At 62.3% G+C, this 18,317-nt stretch carries 15 protein-coding genes; 8 read left to right on the forward strand and 7 right to left on the reverse strand.

Annotated features, from left to right (window positions below):
- Positions 1–2: 2 nt before the first annotated feature.
- From PCE31106_RS03315 to PCE31106_RS03335, 5 genes are all read right to left on the reverse strand, one after another.
- On the reverse strand, positions 3–770 hold the full coding sequence (locus PCE31106_RS03315) for a sulfite exporter TauE/SafE family protein (RefSeq protein WP_150562372.1): 768 nt from the start codon (positions 768–770) through the stop codon (positions 3–5).
- Complete coding sequence (pta, locus tag PCE31106_RS03320; protein WP_150562373.1) at positions 767–1,807, reverse strand: phosphate acetyltransferase; 1,041 nt, start codon at positions 1,805–1,807, stop codon at positions 767–769. The genes PCE31106_RS03315 and pta overlap by 4 nt, the downstream gene beginning before the upstream one ends.
- A gap of 80 nt (positions 1,808–1,887) precedes the next feature.
- On the reverse strand, positions 1,888–3,720 hold the full coding sequence (gene xsc, locus PCE31106_RS03325) for a sulfoacetaldehyde acetyltransferase (protein ID WP_017235482.1): 1,833 nt from the start codon (positions 3,718–3,720) through the stop codon (positions 1,888–1,890).
- Between the two features lie 176 nt (positions 3,721–3,896).
- Positions 3,897–4,286 (reverse strand): nuclear transport factor 2 family protein, encoded by a 390-nt coding sequence (locus tag PCE31106_RS03330; protein ID WP_017235483.1) that lies wholly within the window; start codon positions 4,284–4,286, stop codon positions 3,897–3,899.
- A 34-nt stretch (positions 4,287–4,320) separates the two neighbouring features.
- Positions 4,321–5,754: an NAD(P)/FAD-dependent oxidoreductase gene (locus PCE31106_RS03335; RefSeq protein ID WP_017235484.1), complete on the reverse strand. Its 1,434-nt coding sequence runs from the start codon at positions 5,752–5,754 to the stop codon at positions 4,321–4,323.
- 300 nt (positions 5,755–6,054) lie between these two features.
- Between PCE31106_RS03335 and PCE31106_RS03340 the strand changes: the two genes are divergently transcribed.
- The 4 genes from PCE31106_RS03340 to PCE31106_RS03355 all read left to right on the forward strand — a co-directional run bounded on the left by PCE31106_RS03340 (position 6,055) and on the right by PCE31106_RS03355 (position 10,465).
- On the forward strand, positions 6,055–6,255 hold the full coding sequence (locus PCE31106_RS03340; protein WP_026132274.1) for a DUF3311 domain-containing protein: 201 nt from the start codon (positions 6,055–6,057) through the stop codon (positions 6,253–6,255).
- Positions 6,256–6,363: 108 nt separating this feature from the next.
- Complete coding sequence (locus PCE31106_RS03345) at positions 6,364–7,785, forward strand: sodium:solute symporter family protein (protein WP_017235486.1); 1,422 nt, start codon at positions 6,364–6,366, stop codon at positions 7,783–7,785.
- Positions 7,785–9,452, forward strand: coding sequence for an amidohydrolase (locus PCE31106_RS03350; protein WP_150562374.1), 1,668 nt, complete (start codon positions 7,785–7,787; stop codon positions 9,450–9,452). The genes PCE31106_RS03345 and PCE31106_RS03350 overlap by 1 nt, the downstream gene beginning before the upstream one ends.
- Before the next feature lie 5 nt (positions 9,453–9,457).
- The gene (locus PCE31106_RS03355) at positions 9,458–10,465 is read left to right on the forward strand and encodes a CobW family GTP-binding protein (RefSeq protein ID WP_367649252.1); all 1,008 of its coding nucleotides are present in this window, start codon (positions 9,458–9,460) and stop codon (positions 10,463–10,465) included.
- 36 nt (positions 10,466–10,501) lie between these two features.
- Here PCE31106_RS03355 and gabT read toward each other — a convergent pair whose 3' ends face one another.
- Both gabT and pdxR read right to left on the reverse strand, forming a co-directional pair.
- Positions 10,502–11,785, reverse strand: a complete 1,284-nt coding sequence (gene gabT, locus PCE31106_RS03360) for a 4-aminobutyrate--2-oxoglutarate transaminase (RefSeq protein ID WP_150562375.1) — start codon at positions 11,783–11,785, stop codon at positions 10,502–10,504.
- A 233-nt stretch (positions 11,786–12,018) separates the two neighbouring features.
- Positions 12,019–13,527 (reverse strand): MocR-like pyridoxine biosynthesis transcription factor PdxR, encoded by a 1,509-nt coding sequence (gene pdxR, locus PCE31106_RS03365; protein WP_150562376.1) that lies wholly within the window; start codon positions 13,525–13,527, stop codon positions 12,019–12,021.
- Positions 13,528–13,698: 171 nt separating this feature from the next.
- Here pdxR and PCE31106_RS03370 point away from each other — a divergent pair, with 171 nt between their 5' ends.
- The 4 genes from PCE31106_RS03370 (at position 13,699) to PCE31106_RS03385 (ending at position 18,182) form a co-directional block, all read left to right on the forward strand.
- Positions 13,699–14,832, forward strand: coding sequence for an ABC transporter ATP-binding protein (locus tag PCE31106_RS03370; protein WP_150562537.1), 1,134 nt, complete (start codon positions 13,699–13,701; stop codon positions 14,830–14,832).
- Between the two features lie 57 nt (positions 14,833–14,889).
- Complete coding sequence (locus PCE31106_RS03375; protein ID WP_150562377.1) at positions 14,890–15,924, forward strand: ABC transporter substrate-binding protein; 1,035 nt, start codon at positions 14,890–14,892, stop codon at positions 15,922–15,924.
- A gap of 104 nt (positions 15,925–16,028) precedes the next feature.
- The gene (locus tag PCE31106_RS03380; RefSeq protein ID WP_150562378.1) at positions 16,029–17,291 is read left to right on the forward strand and encodes an ABC transporter permease; all 1,263 of its coding nucleotides are present in this window, start codon (positions 16,029–16,031) and stop codon (positions 17,289–17,291) included.
- Between the two features lie 3 nt (positions 17,292–17,294).
- The gene (locus PCE31106_RS03385; protein WP_017235494.1) at positions 17,295–18,182 is read left to right on the forward strand and encodes an ABC transporter permease; all 888 of its coding nucleotides are present in this window, start codon (positions 17,295–17,297) and stop codon (positions 18,180–18,182) included.
- The last annotated feature ends 135 nt before the right edge of the window (positions 18,183–18,317 follow it).

Genomic DNA, 18,317 nt, shown 5'->3' on the forward strand with positions numbered 1-18,317 from the left:
CCCTAAGCCATTTCCATCAACGCGCTCACCATCAAATGGGTGCCCAACAGGATCAACGTGAGAAAGGCGAGACGCCGCGTTGTCACGCTCGAGAGCGGAGGCGGATAACGGCGTGCGAACAGGGTGGCGAACGTCACGACCGGTAGCGCGACGACCGCCTGCCAGATCATCGACGCGGGCAACTGTCCCGCGAAGGCACTGTAGAGCGTGCGGATCGACGCCGTGACGGCGAACAACAGAATCAATGCACAACGAATCTGCACCAGGGTGAGCGGCTGGCGATAGAAATAGAAGATCAGCGGAGGCCCGGAAATGCCGAACATCCCGCTGAGCAATCCGCCGAAGATGCCGCTGAGGAAGAACCCCGTGTCGCCGGAGCGCTCGGTCTTCGGCGCGGGGCGCAGTGCCGAGCCGATACCTCCGTACAGCACGACCGCGCCGAGCAGCAGATGCAGCGCGTTCGACGCGGTGCCGTTCAGGTAATCGAAGAGCAACACGCCGACCACGACCGATGGCAGGATGCCCAGGGTCGCCGCGCCTACCGCCCGCCAGTCGATGTGATGCAGCGTGCCCGGCAGTGCAAGGGCGCTGTTTATTAGCGTGACCAGACTCACCAGAATGGCCACGCTCGCCACCGGCGCCAGCCCGAACCCGCTGGCGCCGCCCAGAACGATCATGCCCAGCCCGAAGCCCGTGACCGTCTGGAAATACGTGGCGAAGCCCAGCAACAGCATCAACGGCAGGTAGGCCGCAATGGCGTGAAGCGTCATGGCCGGGTGGCGAGCGGCGAGGTTCCGGTGAGCTTTGCCTGGGCGGCCTGCGCCTGCACGCAGGTCACGCCGATCACGTAATAGATGTCGTCGGCGCTGCAGCCGCGCGACAGGTCGTTGGCCGGCCGGTTCAGCCCTTGCAGGAGCGGGCCGATGGCTTTCGCTCCGCCGATGCGTTCCGCGAGCTTGTAGCCGATATTGCCTGCGTCGAGATTCGGGAAGATGAGCGTATTGGCATGGCCCTCGACTTGCGAGTGCACGACCTTGCGCAGGGCGATTTCGGCGACGATGGCCGCATCGAGCTGGACGTCGCCATCGATGGCCAGTTCCGGCCGCGCCGCTTGTACGAGATGGGTCGCCTGGACCACCTTGTCGACGGCCGCGTGCTTCGCGCTGCCGCTGGTCGAGAACGACAGCATCGCCACGCGCGGTGGCTCCATGAGCAGGGCGCTGGCACTGTCGGCGGCGGCCAGTGCAATCTGTGCGAGCTGGGCGGCGTCGGGATCGACGACCAGGGCGCAGTCGGAAAAGATCAGGCCGCCCTTCATCGTATGGAACGGCTCGCAGAGCATCATCAGGAAGAAGCTCGACACGAGTTGGAACGACGGCTGCACCCCGATGATCTGTATCGCCATGCGCACCACGTCGGCCGTGGTGTTGACCGCGCCGGCGACGGAGCCGTCGGCGTGGCCGAGCCGCACCATCATGTTGGCGAAGCCCAGCGGCGCGCGCATTTCCTCGACGGCTTGCTCGCGCGTCATGCCCTTTTTGGCGCGCATGCCGTACCAGGTCTCGGCGAAGGCATCGGTCAGCGGCGACGTGGCCGGATCGATCAGTTCCATGCCGGCCAGGTCGATGTGCGCCGCCTCGGCCGCTCGTTGTGTCTTGCCGATGTCACCAACGAGCAAGATGCGGGCGATGCCCTCGCGCGTGGCCCGTGCGGCGGCGGCGAGCACCCGCTCGTCTTCCGATTCGCACAGCACGATGCGCATCGGTGCGTGGCGCGCCGTGTCGATAATGCGATGGATGGCTTTCATGATGTCGATGTCAAAAAAAAGAAAGCGCCCCCGGCACCCACAGAGCCGGGAGCGCTGTCACACGAACGACCTCGACGACGTTAGACGTAGTCCTTGTACTTGTCGAGCATGCGCACCGGCTTGGCCAGCGCGTCGCGACGGAACGGGTCGCCCAGCTCGCGGGTACACATGATTTCGATGATCGTCGTCTTGCCGTGGTTCATCTGCAGGTCGATGGCCTTCTTGAGCGCCGGACCCACGTCTTCCAGACGATCGACCACGATGCCCTCCGCGCCCATCGCGCGGGCGATGTTGGCAAAGCTCGGGCTATCGAGTTCGCCCGCCACGAAGCGGCGGTTGTAGAAGTCGACCTGGTTCTTCTTCTCCGCACCCCACTGACGGTTGTGGAAGACCACGGCCGTGACCGGAATGTTGTGACGCACGCAGGTGAGCGTTTCCATCAGGCTCATGCCCCAGGCGCCGTCGCCGGCATACGAAATGGCCGGACGGTGCGGCGCGGCAACCTTCGCGCCGATGATCGTCGGGAACGCGTAGCCGCAATTGCCCCAACTCATGGCCGCGAAGAAGCTGCGCGGCTTGTTGAAGCGCAGGTAGCTGTTCGCCACCGAGTTGATGTTGCCGATGTCGGTCGACACCATGACGTCTTCCGGCATGGCCTTTTCCAGCTCGCGCAACACCTGACGCGGATGCAGATACTCGCCGCCGTTGAACGTGCGCTCTTGCTTCTGCTCTTCGATCATGTCGAGGCTGTACGGATCGCGTTCGTGAGTCCACTCGTCGAGTTCCTTCTCCCACGCGGCCTTCTCCGTGGCGATCTGGTCGGCGCGGGCGGCACGCGTGGCATCGCACGCGAGGGTGCGCTCGGCCAGACGCTGCGACAGCGCAATGGCGGCAGCCTTCGCATCGCCGCAGATACCGACCGAGATCTTCTTCACGAGGCCGAGCATCTTGTGATCGGCATCGATCTGGATGATCTTCGCGTTCTTCGGCCAGTAGTCCATGCCGTGCTGCGGCAGCGTGCCGAACGGTCCGAGGCGCGAGCCGAGCGCCACGACCACGTCGGCCTGCGCCAGCAGCTTCATGGCGGCCTTCGAGCCCTGATAGCCGAGCGGGCCGCACCACAGCGGATGGTTGGCCGGGAACGAATCGTTATGCAGATAGCTGTTCACGACCGGCGCGCCCAGACGTTCGGCGAGCGCCTTGCACTCTTCGATGGCGTCGCCCATGACCACGCCGCCGCCCGAGATGATGACCGGGAACTTGGCTTGCGCGAGCAGTTCGGCCGCTTCGTTCAGGCGCTCGTCGCCGCCTGCGCCACGATCGAGACGTTGCGGACGCGGAATCTCGGCCTTGATCTGGCCGTAGAAATAGTCACGCGGAATATTGAGTTGCGTCGGGCCCATTTCGGCCATCGCGCGGTCGAAGCAGCGGCCGGTGAATTCGGCCATGCGGGCCGGGTGGGTCACGTGGCCCTGGTACTTCGTGAACTCCTGGAACATCGGGAGCTGCTTGGCTTCCTGGAAGCCACCGAGGCCGATGCCCATCGTGCCGGCTTCAGGCGTGACGATCACGACCGGGCTGTGTGCCCAGTAAGCGGCGGCAATCGCCGTCACGCAGTTGCTGATGCCGGGGCCGTTCTGTCCAATCACGACACCGTGACGGCCCGAGACGCGAGCGTAGCCGTCGGCCATGTGGCCGGCGCCTTGCTCATGCACCACCGGAATCAGACGAATGCCGGCCGGCGCGAAGATGTCCATCGCATCCATGAAGGCCGAGCCCATGATGCCGAACATCTCGCTCACACCGTTGGCGACCATCGTTTCGACGAAGGCTTCAGACGGCGTCATGGCCTGCGGGCCACCGTCGGAGGCGGTCAGTTGTTGGGTGGCCGTAGCCGAATCTTTGGCGCTCATGGATGTCTCCAGTGAAAAATAAACGGAACAAATAATTCCGATTTAGTTGTGTAAGTGGAAATTTAGGCGAAGTATCTGCCGTGGTCAATCAGTATTTTTATTATTTGGTACGTTTTGTATTGAAAAATAAGATTAACGACGGCGGTGCCATGGATCCACGAGATGTCGGGGGCGTCTTAGAGCGCCGGGCGGTCTTTGCGGAAGGCGTTTTTCACTTCGATCTTGCCGTCGCGCAGGGTGAAGACGTCGACCATGCGGGCCTCGACGCGGGTGCCATCGGCTTTGGTGCCACGAAATGTCGATTCGGACACGCCGCGATTGCCGGTGACGAAATGCACGCCCTCGGTCCACGATGCGTCGGGGAAGGTCTCCCACGCGGACTGGAACGCGGTGCGCACGGCGTCACGGCCTTCGAAGGTGCGGCCCATCATGTCAGGGCCGGCGACGGCGTGGAACACGCAGGTATCGGTCATGCAGGCCATGAGGGCGTCGATGTCGTGCCGGTTCCAGGCGTCATTGAAGGTCGTGAGCAACTGGATGTCGGTGGAGTCGTGTTGAGTCGTCATGGCAAATTCCAGAAAAGGCAAAGAGGCAAAGGGTTCAACGCGCTTCGTCTTGCGCGTGATACTTCTGATAGAGGAAGCGCTGGCCGATGCGGCGGAACGGCGCGAAGCCCTGCCACTGCACGGCACCGAACACGTTCGGGTATTGCAGGGCCGAGTCGTAGATCGGCAGGTTCCACGACGGATCGCGCTCTCCGGCAATGCGCTGTGCGAGGCGGCGTCCGGCATGCGCGGAGAACGACACACCGTTGCCGCCGTAACCCACCGCATAGAAGAGGCTTTGTCGCGGATCGGGCTGCGTCACGCGCGGCATCATGTCGTGGCTCACGTCGACCCAGCCCCACCACGAATAGTCGATGCGAATGCCGCGCAGCGCCGGAAACTTGCGGTGCAGGCCTTCGACGAGCACCGCCATGTGCTTCGGATTCTGTGCGTCGGCACCGGTGATCGAGCTGCGGCTGCCGATCTGCACGCGGTTGTCGGGCAGCAGACGGTAGTAGTAGCGCAGCGTGCGCGTATCGGTAATGACTTCGTGGGTGCGGAAGTTCGTCGCGGCGAGTTCGTCGGGCGTGAGCACGCGCGTTACCAGCGAGTTCGACAGAATCGGCATGATCTTGGCGCGCAGGGCCTTCGTCACGTCGTTGCGCGTGTAGCCGCCGGTCGCGAAGGCGACGGCTTTGGCGCGCACCACCCCGCGCGGCGTGCGCACGTGATGCACACCGTTGATCGTCTGCACATCCAGCACGGGTGTGGACGGATGCACGCGAGCGCCGAGGGCGCGGGCCATGCGCAGATAGCCGAACGCGAGCTTGAGCGGGTGCACGCCGATGCCGTCGGGCTCGTGCATCGCGCCGCAGTTTTCCTGGTCGTCGACATACTGCTCGCGAACGTCGTCGCGCGAGAGGATGCGCGTGTCGTAACCGAAAACGTCGTGCATGACCTTGGCTTCGTTGCGCAGGAATTCCATCTTGCGATCGCGGTGCGCGATGTAGAGATGGCCGCCCGGTTGAGGCTCGCACTCGGGCACTTCGGCGATGAGCGACTTGAACGTATTGAAGCCCTCGCGAATTTCGGCATCGAGACGCAGGGCCGTTTCCTTGCCCCAACGCGCGATCCATTGCGAGCGATAGAGTCGTCCGCTGGCGTTTTGTCCCTGGCCGCCGTTGCGGCTGGTACAGCCCCAGCATGTGCGGTTCGCTTCGAGCACCATGGCGCGAATGCCGTGCTCGCGAGCGAGGAACAGCGCGGTCGCCAGACCGGTGAAACCGGCACCGACGATGACCACGTCGACATCGGCATCGCCGGGCAGCGGGCCGTCGTCTTCGGGCGCATCGCCCGCGGTGGCGACCCAGTAAGTGGGCGCGTAGTCCATGCCGAGGCCGGGGCTGGCCGAGACTAGCGGATCGTAGAGGGGATCGTATGGCGCAGCTTCGGAGCGACGATCCAGCGCGAAGGTTTCAATCGTACCCACGGTAGGCTCCTGACGGAAATGTGACCATACTGCCAAGAACATTTTGCCGCGATTAGTACCACCGCCGCTTTGTGATGGTGCCAGTGAAAAGCGGCACCGTTGCAGCGTTTTCGCGGGTCGATGAGCGCCTCTCTGGCACCACATTTTTGTCTCATGTGGCTCTAAACGGCGCGAATTTTGGCTGTGGATACTGGGCCAAAAAACCGGCCTCTGATCGTCATTCGGCGATGCGGGCCACGTGTGCGCCGCAATGGCCGGTGCGCACAAGCCGATCAACGCCTCGCGCAGCGGAGAGAGATGATGCTCAGATGGTTCATTGGTCTTGGATTGCCGTATCTCGGTGTCGTGGGAATGCTGCCGTGGGCGGCGTCCGTCGATCGCTACGTGCTCGGGGTGCCGTTCATTTACGGCTGGATCTTCCTGTGGTTCGTGCTCACGTCCGGCTGCCTTGCGCTGTGCTGGGCGCTCTTCGACCGACATACCGTCGAGGAACCGGCGTAACGGCCGTTTCCCCTTAGTGCCTGGCGGCCGGCGTGTTTTGCCGTCGTGCCCAGCTCGCGCAGACAGCGCGACCAGCGCTTCATTAACGAATCTCCGGAGATTGCGTCGATGGCAACCCTCATCTTTGCCGGCTTCATCCTGTTGTCGGTTTATCTCGCCTTGCGAGCGCGCGGAGGACGCGGCCCGCAGAGCGTGCACGATTTTTTCGTCGCGTCACGCCAGTTCGGCGCGTGGCTCGTGTTCTTCCTCGCGGCCGGCGAGATCTACAGCATTGGCACGATGGTCGGCTTTCCCGGCGGCATTTACGCCAAGGGGCCGACGTATGGCGTTTGGTTTCTCGGCTACATCCTGCTGGCCTATCCGGTCGGGTATTTCCTCGGCCCGAAGATCTGGGATGCGGGCAAACGCTACAACGCGATCACACTGCCCGATCTGTTCAAGGGGCACTTTCAAAATCGCTTTCTCGAACTCGTGGTGGCGGTGACCGCCATCGTCTTCCTGTTGCCTTGGGGCCAGTTGCAGTTCACCGGTCTGGTGGCGGCGCTCAAGGGGCTGGGGTGGAACTTCCAGCCGCTGTGGCTCATCGCTTTTTCGGCGATGTTGGCCTTCATCTACATCGCCATTGCCGGCGTGCGCGCGTCGGCCTATATCGCCGTTCTCAAGGACGTGCTGATGGTGGCCGCCATCGTCATCACCGGGGTGGCCGTGGCGTGGGAAGTGGGCGTGACGCCGGTGTTCCAGGCCGCGAGCCAGCACGTGAGCAACGCGATGAACACGCAACAGCTCACGTTCGCCATGACGACCATCGTCTTCCAGTCGCTCGGCATGTACGTCATGCCATTTGGCGTGCAGAACTTCTTCACGGCGAAAAGTGCTTCGACGATTCGCCGCACGCAGGTCGCCATGCCGCTGTACATGCTGATGTATCCGTTCCTCGTGCTGGCGTCGTATTACGCGATCAGCCGGAACATCACACTGGCGTCGCCGAACGAGGCGTTCTTCGCCGCCGTGACGCAATTGCTGCCGTCGTGGCTGGTCGGGCTCGTGGCGGCAGGCGCGGCGTTGTCGGGGTTGCTGGTGCTCGCGGGGATTTGCCTCGCACTGGGCCCCATCGTCACGCGAAACATTCTGTCGGGCATGCCCGAGCATCGTCAGAAAGCCAGCTCGAAGGTCGTGATCGTGCTGTATCTGCTGGGCTCCATCGTACTTACGCTGCTCACGCCGAACCTCATGCTGACGCTGATCAATATGGCCTATTACGGGGTGACGCAGTTCCTGCCGGGCGTGATCGCCGTGGTCCTGCGACTGCGTGTCCGGGCGTCAGCGGTCGCGGCCGGCGTGCTGGCCGGTCAGGGGCTGGCGCTCGTACTTTACTTCAAGAATCCGGACCTTGGCGGCGTGAACCTCGGGCTGATCTGCCTGGTCGTCAACATCGTGGTGATGTCGGTGCTCAACTTGCTGCTTGGCGGCAGTCGCGAGCGTTCGATGGACACGGGGGTCGGCTCGCTTTCCACCTACAAGAAGTCGTGATGACAGACAGAGACAACACCGCAGCCAGCCGCGACGACATTCGCGTCTACGTCGCCCGCAAGATCCTGACGATGAACCCGGCGCAACCGATTGCGACGCACGTGGCCGTGTGCGATGGCCGCATCCTGGCCGTCGGCGATTTGCAGGACATGCGGCGCTGGACCGACGCGGCACCGATCGACACATTGCGCGACAAGGTGTTGATGCCCGGACTGGTGGAGGGGCACTGCCATCTCATGGAGGGCGCGATGTGGGATGCCGTCTACGTGGGTTACTACGACCGGCGCGGCCCCGATGGACACTTGTGGGAAGGGTTGAAGTCGCCGGCCACCGTGCTGGCGCGCCTGCGCGAGGCCGAGCAACGCATGACCGGCGACCCCAAGCCGTTGCTGGCCTGGGGCTACGACCCGATCTTCTTCGAGGGCGCGCCGCTCGTCGCGCGCGACCTCGATGCCGTGTCCGCCACCCGGCCCATTGCGATCCTGCATGCCAGTGTGCATCTGATGAATGTGAATTCGGCAATGCTCGCGCTGGCGGGCATCGACGGCGACACCGATGTCGAAGGCGTCGTCATGGGCACTGATGGCGAGCCGACCGGTGAATTGCAGGAGTTCGCGGCGATGTTTCCGGTGTATCGGGTCATTGGGGAAGGACTATCGATTGCCGCGAGCGAGAGTGTTCGCGCGATCTGGAATTTCGGACGCGTTGCGCAGCTCGCCGGGGTGACGACGGCCACCGACCTCGTCAACGACTTGACGCCGTCGGGCAATGCGAATCTTCGCGAGGTGACAGGTGACCCGACATATCCGATCCGCATCGTGCCGGCGTTTGCGCCGCAGCGCTGCCCGGAAGGGGGGCCGCAACGCGTGTTGAGCGCGCGTGAGGGCAACACGGACAAGCTTCATTACGGGCCGGTCAAATTCATTGTCGACGGCTCGATTCAAGGCTTTACGGCGCGGCTGCGCTGGCCGGGATACCACAATGGCAAGCCCAACGGGCTCTGGCTGATTCCACCGTCGCAACTGGTCGAGACGTTCATGCCGTTCCACGCGGCGGGCCTGCAATTGCATATTCATACGAATGGCGACGAGGCGACCGACGTCGTGCTTGATGCGATCGAGGCGATGCTGGCGCTGCATCCGCGTGTCGATCATCGCCACACGTTGCAGCACTGCCAGATGGCCGATGCCGCGCAACTCACGCGAGCGCAGCGGCTCGGCATGTGTGTGAACTTCTTCGCGAACCACGTCTACTACTGGGGCGACGCACACTATCACCAAACGATGGGCCCGGATCGCGCCAATCGGATGGATGCCGCCGAGGTCGCCCGTCAGATCGGCCTGCCGTTCGCCTTGCATTCGGATGCGCCGATCACCCAGCTCAATCCGCTGTTCACCGCGTGGTGCGCGGCCAAACGGGAGACGTCGTCGGGACGCGTGCTGGGCGACTCGCTGCGCTTGCCGGTGGCGGATGCCTTGCACGCGATCACGTTGGGTGCCGCGTTCTCGTTGGGCATGGATCATTTGGTCGGGAGTGTCGAAGTCGGCAAGTACGCCGACTTTGCCGTCCTTGAGGCGGATCCGTTCGAGGTGCCCGTCGACGACCTGCGACAGATGCCGGTGTGGGGCACGGTGCTCGGGGGCGAGGTGTTCCGCGCCCCGGCGTGACGACGATGCAAGGCAGTCAACCCCTCGCACCCGCAGCGGTCGCTGCGGCGCCCAGGCCGCCGATCCCGATGGTCGTCCTGGGCGGCTATCTCGGTGCGGGCAAGACCACGCTTGTCAACGCGCTGCTGCAAAATGCCGAGGGGTTGCGCGTTACCGTGCTCGTCAACGACTTCGGTTCGATCAATGTCGACGCGTCGCTCATTCGTGAGCGAGGCGACGACGTGATCGGACTTGAGAACGGCTGTGTGTGCTGCACCATTGGCGGACGCCTGGTCGAGACGCTGATCTCGCTGGGCGAGCGCGCGCAGCGGCCCGACTTGCTGGTGATTGAGGCGAGCGGTGTGTCCGATCCGCTGCGCATCGCGCAGGTGGGGTTGCTCGACAAGGCATTCCGCCTGCATGGCATTGTGGTGGCGGTAGACGTCGATGGCATTGACGCCGTACTGGACGATCGCTATGTCGGCGACATCGTCCGGCGTCAGATTGCGGCGGCCAGCACGCTCGTGCTGACCAAGACCGATCTTGTGAGCGACGCCAGGTTGCAGGCCGTCAGAGAGCGACTGGCATCGCTGGGGGCAACGCAGGTCGTTGTCACCGCGAACCAGGGCGTCGTGCCACCCGCCATTCTCTTTCCCGATGACGTGATGACCTTGCCCGGGTTGCTGAGCCCGCGCCCGATGGGGTCGGCATCACGCGCGTTGCCGCGTGGACTGCGCAGTTTCAGCGTCGCGACCGGTGGCGTGTTCGACCGGTCGCGACTGAAAGCGGCGCTGGCCCTGTTGGGCGACAAACTGCTGCGCGCGAAGGGCTTGGTGGCGCTGCAGGCCGGTCAGATGAGCGAGCTGCATGTCGTCGGGCGTCGTTCGATGCTCACACGTCGCTCGGATCTCCCTGCCGCGTCGTCGGTCATCGTGTTCATTGGCATTGTTTCGGACGAAGACGAGCGTCGGCTCACGCAGGCGCTCGAAGCCGCCATGCTTCGAAGCGCGTGCGACGACGAGGCTATGCGATAGGCGGCGTGAATTGCTGCGCGTGGAAACGAGGCACGCTCAGACCGTTACGTCGTTAAGTTCGAGCAAGGCTGTCTCCAGAATGTCGAGGGCTTCGTCGAACACCGCTTGTTCTATGGTCAGCGGAAACAGGAAGCGAATCACGTTGCCATGGGCACCGCAACTCAGCAGCAGCAGTCCCTGTTCCAGTGCGCGGGCCTGGATCCGTTTCACGACTTCCGGTGCCGGCGCTCCGGTCTGGGGATCGTGGAATTCCGCCGCTACCATTGCACCCGGTCCGCGCACTTCGACAAGCTGCGGCACCGAAGCCTGTAGCTTGCGCAGGCGCGCCTTCAACTGGTTGCCCAAGGTCTCGGCGCGCGATGAAAGCTGCTCTTCCTCGATCACATCCAGTACTGCATGCGCTGCCGCAACGGCCAGCGGATTCCCCGCATATGTCCCGCCCAGCCCCCCCGGCGCGGCTGCATCCATGATCTCCGTGCGACCGACGACTGCCGACAGTGGCATGCCACCTGCCAAACTCTTGGCTACGGTCATCAGGTCGGGTATCACGTCGTAGTGTTGCATCGCGAAAAGCTTGCCTGTACGAGAAAAGCCGCTTTGCACCTCGTCCGCGATCAGCAGGATGCCGTGCTGCGTGCATAACGCGCGCAAGGCACGCACGAACTCCGGCGGCGCCTGGTAGAAGCCACCTTCGCCCTGCACCGGCTCGAAGATGATCGCGGCTACCCGCTGCGGGTCGATGTCGCTCTTGAACAGCTGTTCGATCGCCGCGAGGCTCTGCGCCGAGTCGATCTCGTGCAGTGCCGATGGGAACGGCACGTGGTACACCTCGCCAGGGAACGGCCCGAAACCCTTCTTGTATGGCGCGACCTTGCCCGTCAGCGCCATGGTCATCATTGTCCGACCGTGGAATGCCCCGCCGAATGCGATCACCCCCGTACGTCCCGTGGCGGCACGTGCGATCTTGATCGCGTTTTCGACAGCCTCGGCGCCGGTGGTGAAGAAGGCAGTCTTCTTCGAATGGTCACCCGGCGTGCAGGCATTCAAGCGCTCGGCCAACGTCACATACGATTCATACGGCACGATCTGGTATGCCGTGTGCGTGAAGCGATCCAGTTGTTCGCGAATCGCCGCTACGATCTTGGGGTGACGATGCCCTGTGTTGAGCACAGCGATGCCGCTGGCGAAGTCGATGAAACGCCGTCCTTCGACATCCCAGAGCTCGGCATTTTTCGCTCGTTCCGCATAGAAATCGCACATGACTCCGATCCCGCGTGGGGTGGCGGCATTTTTGCGCGCGTGAAATTCCGCATTCAACATTTCGACTCCTGAGTGGTCCGGTTGCCGCGCCGAGGTTCGGCACGATCTGGCTGATAGTTCGGAATATACTCAGGTCTGGTTCTTAAAAAAGAGCCATTTCATTATCTTTGATGGGGCCGCTTTTTTGGCGAACGAGGTGCGGCTTCGCCTCGGATGGGAATGGACAGTCGCTGAGGGAGAATCGTGCCCGGCGATCCGAATGGCTGAGCATTGGTATTTTCGGCAGCGCTTGTCTACGGCTTCAGGTGCTTTTCGATGACGCGGGCGAGGCTGTCGAAGGCGGGCTCAATACGGTGGTTGGGCACGCACGCATAGCCGAGCAACAGGCCCGATTGTGCCGAGGCTGGGTCGATGTAATAGCGCGTCAGAGGCCGCACCACGATGCCCGCTTCCAGCGCTTCGTCGGTAATTCTCTCATCCGAAATGGGGTTATCGCGCGGGTCTCGTGACTGCCCATGCAGGCCAAGCACCAGGTGCAATCCGGCTTCGTCGCCCATCACCGGCAGCGCATCGCCGAAGTTGGCGCGAATCGTATCGATCAACAAGGTGCGCCGCTCGCCGTACAGCGCGCGCATATGTCGAATGTGCGAGGTCAGGTAGCCATCGATGATGAAGTCGGTCAGCAGCGCTTGCTGCATCAGTTGGCCTTCGCGATACAGCTCCGACAGGCCGGTGCGAAAGTGTTCGATCAGGTTCTCGGGCACGACCATATAGCCCATGCGCAAACCGGGGAACATGGTCTTGCCGAAGCTGCCGACATAGATGACCTGACCTGCCGTATCCAGTCCTTGTAGCGATGAGATCGGCCGGCTGCCATAGCGAAATTCGCTGTCGTAGTCGTCCTCGATCACCCAAGTACGATGCTTGCTCGCGAAATCCAGCAGCATTCGGCGGCGCGACAGGCTCATTACCATCCCCATCGGATACTGGTGCGATGGCGTGACGAGAATCAAGCGCGGTGGTGGGCCCTGCATGTCCTCCACGCTCGGGTTGAGGCCTTCGGTATCGATCGGGATCGGCTTCAGTTCGAGGCCCGACATCCGGAACACGCTGCGCACACCCCAATAGCACGGCTCTTCCAGCCACGCGACGTCGCCAATATCGCTCAGCAGCTTGACTGCCAGGTCGACCGACTGATGCACGCCGGTCGTGATGATGATTTGATCGGGATTGCAATTGACCGAACGTGCCACGCGCAGATAATCCGACAGGGCACGTCGTAACGGACGGTAGCCGCTGCCCGATGCATACGTCAGCAGTTCATGGCTGGGTTGGCGCCAGAGCTTGGCTTGGAGGCGGTTCCATGTCTTGCTCGGGAATTCGGAGGTGTCCGGTACGCCGGGCATGAAAGCACCCCATTGTCGCTTTGATACGCCCGCCTGATCGATCATTTGCTGCCCCCGCGTCGACAAGCGCTTGTGCGGCTGCTCGTGCGATGTCATCTCCGAGGCGGCCGTATCGACACCGCGCGCGGGACGCGTATCCGCCACGTAGGTGCCGCTACCAGTGGACGAGGTGACATAGCCCTCGGCAGTCAGTTGGTCATAGACGTGCAGCACGGTATTGCGCGCCACCTGCAAATCGGCGGCGAGCGTTCGCGAGGAGGGCAGCTTCGTGCCGGGCGGCAACTGGCCGCTCAGGATGGCCTGCTGGAGCAGGCTATTGATCTGACGATATGCCGGCTCGCCGCCCGCTTTGTCGAGATGCTGGATCAGCCAGTCCGACAGAATGATTGCGTCCAAAGCGGTTCCATCGAGAATAAAGAAATGGTTCCCTATTGTAGGGCCAAATCAGTCTATATTCGGATTCAAGTTAAGTTCCACGGCGCCGAAAACGTCGCAACGCCCTAAGCGCATTGGGCTTGTCGCGCTTCGGTGCGCGCATATCTACCAGGGATGAAGAGGCCCGCGATGGTGAACAGCAAACAGGTACTGGTGAGTTTTCGTCGCGTGAGCAAGACCTACGACGGCGAAACGTTGGTGGTCAAACAACTCGACCTCGACATCTACCAAGGCGAATTCCTGACCTTGCTGGGACCGTCGGGATCGGGCAAGACCACTTGCCTGATGATGCTGGCCGGGTTCGAGTACCCCACTGGCGGAGAGATTTGGCTCGACGGTGTGCTGCTCAACACGGTGCCGCCGCATCAACGCAATATCGGCATGGTTTTTCAGAACTACGCACTTTTTCCACACTTGAGCGTGGCGCAGAACGTTGAATACCCGCTGAAGGTGCGCCGCGTGCCTGGCGCCGACCGTGCGAGGAGAGTCGCAGCGGCGCTGGACATGGTGCAGATGGGGAGTTTTGGCAAGCGCTATCCGGCGCAGTTGTCGGGGGGGCAGCAGCAGCGTATCGCGTTGGCGCGCGCACTGGTGTTCGAGCCGCGTCTAGTGTTGATGGACGAGCCGCTGGGTGCGCTCGACAAGCAACTGCGCGAACACATGCAACTGGAGCTCAAGGCGTTGCACGAGAGGTTGGGCGTGACGTTCGTGTATGTGACGCACGATCAGGGCGAAGCGTTGACGATGTCCGATCGTGTCGCCGTGTTCGATCAAGGTTATGTACAGCAGCTCGATACCGTGGACCGCTTGTATGAGTCGCCGTGCAATCAATTCGTTGCGAACTTCATTGGCGACAGTAACCGCCTGCGCGGGGTGGTCTCACAACTGGGGGACGACTACTGTACGTTGCGGCTCGCGGACGGAAGCGAGGTTCGCGGCATGAGCGTTCACGCGCCGGCGGCTCGCGACGTCGGCAGTACGGGTCGTCGCGCCCAGATTGGAGAAGTGGTGAGCGCATGCATCCGCCCCGAACGCATGCGCCTGATTGACCCGGCTTCGTCGGTCGACGGCGGCGTTAATGGCGTGGTGGGACGTGCAGCCGGCCTGATCTATTTCGGCGACCACGTGCGCATGCGCTGCCAATTGCCGCAGCAGGACGAATGCTTCGTGAAGGTGCCGCTGGGAACGCCGGCGCTCAAGCACTTTGTGCCAGGCGTACCGGTCGCGCTCGCGTTTGAGCCGGAACATCTGCGCGTATTCACTTGATCAAGATATCCCGTTTCCTTGTCTAGTTGTCCGTCTGACCATCAACAGGAGTTGAAGATGAAGAAGGTTGTAAACACAGTATTCGTCGTTGCCGGCGCCATGCTGTTCGGCGTTGCCCAAGCCGCCGACGTGACCGTTGTCAACTTCGGCGGTGCCAACGGCGACGCCCAGAAAGCAGCTTTCGTGCAGCCGTTCGAGAAGGCCACCGGCCATCATGTGACGAGCGTCGAGTACAACGGCGAGCAGGCCAAGGTCAAGGCCATGGTCGAAGCCAAGCGTGTGAATTGGGACTTGGTCGAAGTCGAGTCCGGTGACCTTGGCCGTGGCTGCGACGAGGGATTGTACGAAAAGCTCGACTGGAGCAAGATCGGGCCGAAGAACGGGTTCACGCCCGCCGCGGTGCAGACCTGTGGCGCAGGCATTTTCATCTGGTCGACGGTTTTGGCATACAACGCCAGCGCGCTCAAGACTGCGCCGACGGGTTGGGCCGATTTCTGGGATACCAAGAAATTCCCGGGCAAGCGCGCGATGCGCAAGGGCGCACGCGGCAATCTTGAATTTGCGCTGATGGCCGACGGCGTTGCGCCCAAGGATGTCTATCGCGTGTTGTCGACCAAGGAGGGTGTCGATCGAGCCTTCAAGAAGCTGAGCGAACTCAAGCCGTCGATTCAGTGGTGGGAAGCGGGCGCTCAGCCACCGCAATTCCTGGTGGCCGGTGACGTTGTCATGTCGACGGCGTTCAACGGCCGCATCGATGCGGCGCAGCGCGAGGGAAAGAACCTGAAGGTGGTCTGGAACGGCAGTATCTACGATCTCGACTACTGGGCGATTCCGAAGGGATCGCCGAAGAAGGACCTGGCACTGCAATACATCGCATATTCGCTGTCGACACCCGCGCAGAGTGCCTATGCCAAGCACATAGCCTACGGCCCGGTCAACAATGAGGCGGTCAAGTCGCTCGATGCCTCCACCCTGAAAGACTTGCCTAACTCGCCGGCTAACGTGACGACTGCTGTGCTTCAGAACATCGACTTCTGGACGGATCGCGGCGATGAACTCGAGCAACGCTTTGCGGCATGGGCCTCGAAATAAGACGATGTAGCAAGCCTATGCTTCGGGTTCGCGCGGCACCGACGAGCGAACCCGAAACGGTAGTGGAATCGCAAGATTCGACGTCGAGAAAAGAGATCTCCTACATGCAAACCGCAACACTGGCCGTTGCCGAGAACATGCGACTCGTTAAAGACGAGTTGCGTCAGACCCGGAATCGAAAGCGGATCAAGGCGCTGGCCTTGGTTGCACCGCTGGCGATTTTTCTGCTCCTGATCTTTGTCGTGCCGATTGCGATGCTACTCACTCGCGCGGTCGAGAATCCCGAGGTCGTCGGCGCCTTGCCCACGACAAGCCGCACGCTGCACGGCTGGGATCGCAAGCAGTTGCCCGGCGACGCCGCGTACGTCGCACTGATGAGTGATCTGACGGCGCTACAGGACGGCGATAGCCTTGGCGGCCTCGCGCGACGCCTCAACACGGAATTGCCTGGATTTCACACACTAGTGATGAAGACGGCGCGGGCGTTGCCGTTTACCGATGACGACGGCAAGACAGTGCCGCTCACACAGGCGCGCGAGCGGCTGGTGAATTTTGATGCGCGATGGGGCGAACTGCCCTATTGGCAGGCGATCGCCAAGAACAGCAGCCGCTACTCTGCATTCTATGTGCTCGCGGCGCTGGACCATCGGCAGAATGCGTTCGGCGAAGTGGTGCCGGCCGACCCGGACGCGTCGATCTACCTGAACATCTTTGCGCGCACTTTCGGCATCAGCGCCGTGGTGACATGCTTCGCCTTGTTGATCGGCTTTCCGCTTGCCTATTGGATTTCGACGCTGCCGGGCCGGCGCGCGAACTTGATGATGATCCTGGTGTTGATCCCATTCTGGACGTCCATTCTCGTGCGTGTCGCCGCGTGGATCGTGTTGCTGCAGGGGCAAGGCTTGGTCAACAAGGCACTGATGGTGAGCGGCATGACACGCGCGCCACTCGAGCTGCTTTTCAATCGGGTCGGCGTGTACATCTCGATGACCCATATCTTGTTGCCCTTCATGATCTTGCCGCTGTATAGCGTGATGAAATCGATTCCCCCGACGTATCAGCGCGCGGCCGTCTCGCTGGGGAGTCATCCGTTCGCGGCGTTCTGGCGCGTCTATTTGCCGCAAACCTATCCGGGCGTTGGCGCTGGCGCGCTGCTGGTGTTCATCCTGTCGATCGGCTACTACATCACACCAGCGTTGCTGGGCGGACCCAACGACCAGATGATCAGCTACTACGTGGCCTATTTCACGAACGTTTCCATCAATTGGGGTATGGCGTGTGCATTGGGCGGCCTTTTGCTTGCCGCCACGCTCGTGCTGTATGTGGTCTATGGGCGCCTGACGCGCGCGGAATTGGGCATGGGGTGAGCAATGAGACAACCAGCAATCAATTCTCATAACGCGTATCAGGAGCCGCCGGCAACCGGTGGTCGTCCATCGCGCTTTCCGCCGTATGTTTCCCTGGTCGAGCGGCTCTGGTACTACCTGCTGCGCGCGGGTAACGCGCTTACGCTGTTGTTCCTCGTGCTGCCGGTTCTGGTGATGGTGCCGCTGTCGTTCTCGGACAGCACCTTCCTCGCGTATCCGATCCCGGCGTACTCGCTGCGCTGGTATCACAACCTGTTTAACTCCGACGAGTGGATGTCGGCGGCACGCAATAGTTTCATTATTGCGCCGTTGGCCACCTTGCTGGCGACGATACTGGGCACGCTGGCTGCAACGGGGCTGAACCAGGTGCAATTTCGCGGCAAGGCGATCCTGATGGCGGTGCTGATGTCGCCGATGATCGTGCCGGTGATCGTGGTCGGCGTCGGCATGTATCTGTGCTTCGCGCCGTTGGGGCTGGCCGGCACTTACCTGGGCATGGTGCTGGCGCACGCCGCGCTGGGCGCACCGTTTGTGGTCACCACGGTGTCGGCCACCTTGCGGGGTTTCAACCAGAATTTGGTGCGCGCGAGCCTGTCGCTGGGCGCAGGCCCCCTGGAAACCTTTTTTCGCGTAACGCTGCCGGTGATTGCGCCAGGGGTGATATCGGGGGCGCTGTTCGCCTTCGCGACCTCGTTTGACGATGTGGTCGTGACGCTGTTTCTCGCCGGACCGGGGCAGGCGACGCTGCCGCGTCAGATGTTTACCGGGATTCGTGAAAACATCAGCCCGACCATCGCTGCGCTTGCGACCATCCTGATCGTCTTTTCCACTTGTCTGCTACTTGTGCTCGAGTGGCTGCGGGGGCGAGGTGCCAAGCGTAACGCGACATAAGCGCACGTCGGCCCGTCCGAAGGCATGCCGCATCGTCTCGATGCCAGCGGTAGTCCACGAATGAGGGCGGTGGCAAGCGGTCGTCGGAATTTGAACGTTCGCCTATCGACAGAATCTCTGCCACCGCCCTTGTCA

The sequence above is a fragment of the Pandoraea cepalis genome (assembly GCF_902459665.1).
GTDB lineage: Bacteria > Pseudomonadota > Gammaproteobacteria > Burkholderiales > Burkholderiaceae > Pandoraea > Pandoraea cepalis.

What these genes read in the sequence shown, in the direction of transcription:
- PCE31106_RS03355 (WP_367649252.1), top strand. Translation starts at nt 9,458, where the DNA reads ATGCAAGGCAGTCAACCCCTCGCACCCGCAGCGGTCGCTGCGGCGCCC.
- PCE31106_RS03385 (WP_017235494.1), top strand. Translation starts at nt 17,295, where the DNA reads ATGAGACAACCAGCAATCAATTCTCATAACGCGTATCAGGAGCCGCCG.
- PCE31106_RS03375 (WP_150562377.1), top strand. Translation starts at nt 14,890, where the DNA reads ATGAAGAAGGTTGTAAACACAGTATTCGTCGTTGCCGGCGCCATGCTG.
- PCE31106_RS03315 (WP_150562372.1), bottom strand. Translation starts at nt 770, where the DNA reads ATGACGCTTCACGCCATTGCGGCCTACCTGCCGTTGATGCTGTTGCTG.
- PCE31106_RS03340 (WP_026132274.1), top strand. Translation starts at nt 6,055, where the DNA reads ATGCTCAGATGGTTCATTGGTCTTGGATTGCCGTATCTCGGTGTCGTG.
- PCE31106_RS03380 (WP_150562378.1), top strand. Translation starts at nt 16,029, where the DNA reads ATGCAAACCGCAACACTGGCCGTTGCCGAGAACATGCGACTCGTTAAA.
- PCE31106_RS03350 (WP_150562374.1), top strand. Translation starts at nt 7,785, where the DNA reads ATGACAGACAGAGACAACACCGCAGCCAGCCGCGACGACATTCGCGTC.
- PCE31106_RS03345 (WP_017235486.1), top strand. Translation starts at nt 6,364, where the DNA reads ATGGCAACCCTCATCTTTGCCGGCTTCATCCTGTTGTCGGTTTATCTC.
- pta (WP_150562373.1), bottom strand. Translation starts at nt 1,807, where the DNA reads ATGAAAGCCATCCATCGCATTATCGACACGGCGCGCCACGCACCGATG.
- PCE31106_RS03330 (WP_017235483.1), bottom strand. Translation starts at nt 4,286, where the DNA reads ATGACGACTCAACACGACTCCACCGACATCCAGTTGCTCACGACCTTC.
- xsc (WP_017235482.1), bottom strand. Translation starts at nt 3,720, where the DNA reads ATGAGCGCCAAAGATTCGGCTACGGCCACCCAACAACTGACCGCCTCC.
- gabT (WP_150562375.1), bottom strand. Translation starts at nt 11,785, where the DNA reads ATGTTGAATGCGGAATTTCACGCGCGCAAAAATGCCGCCACCCCACGC.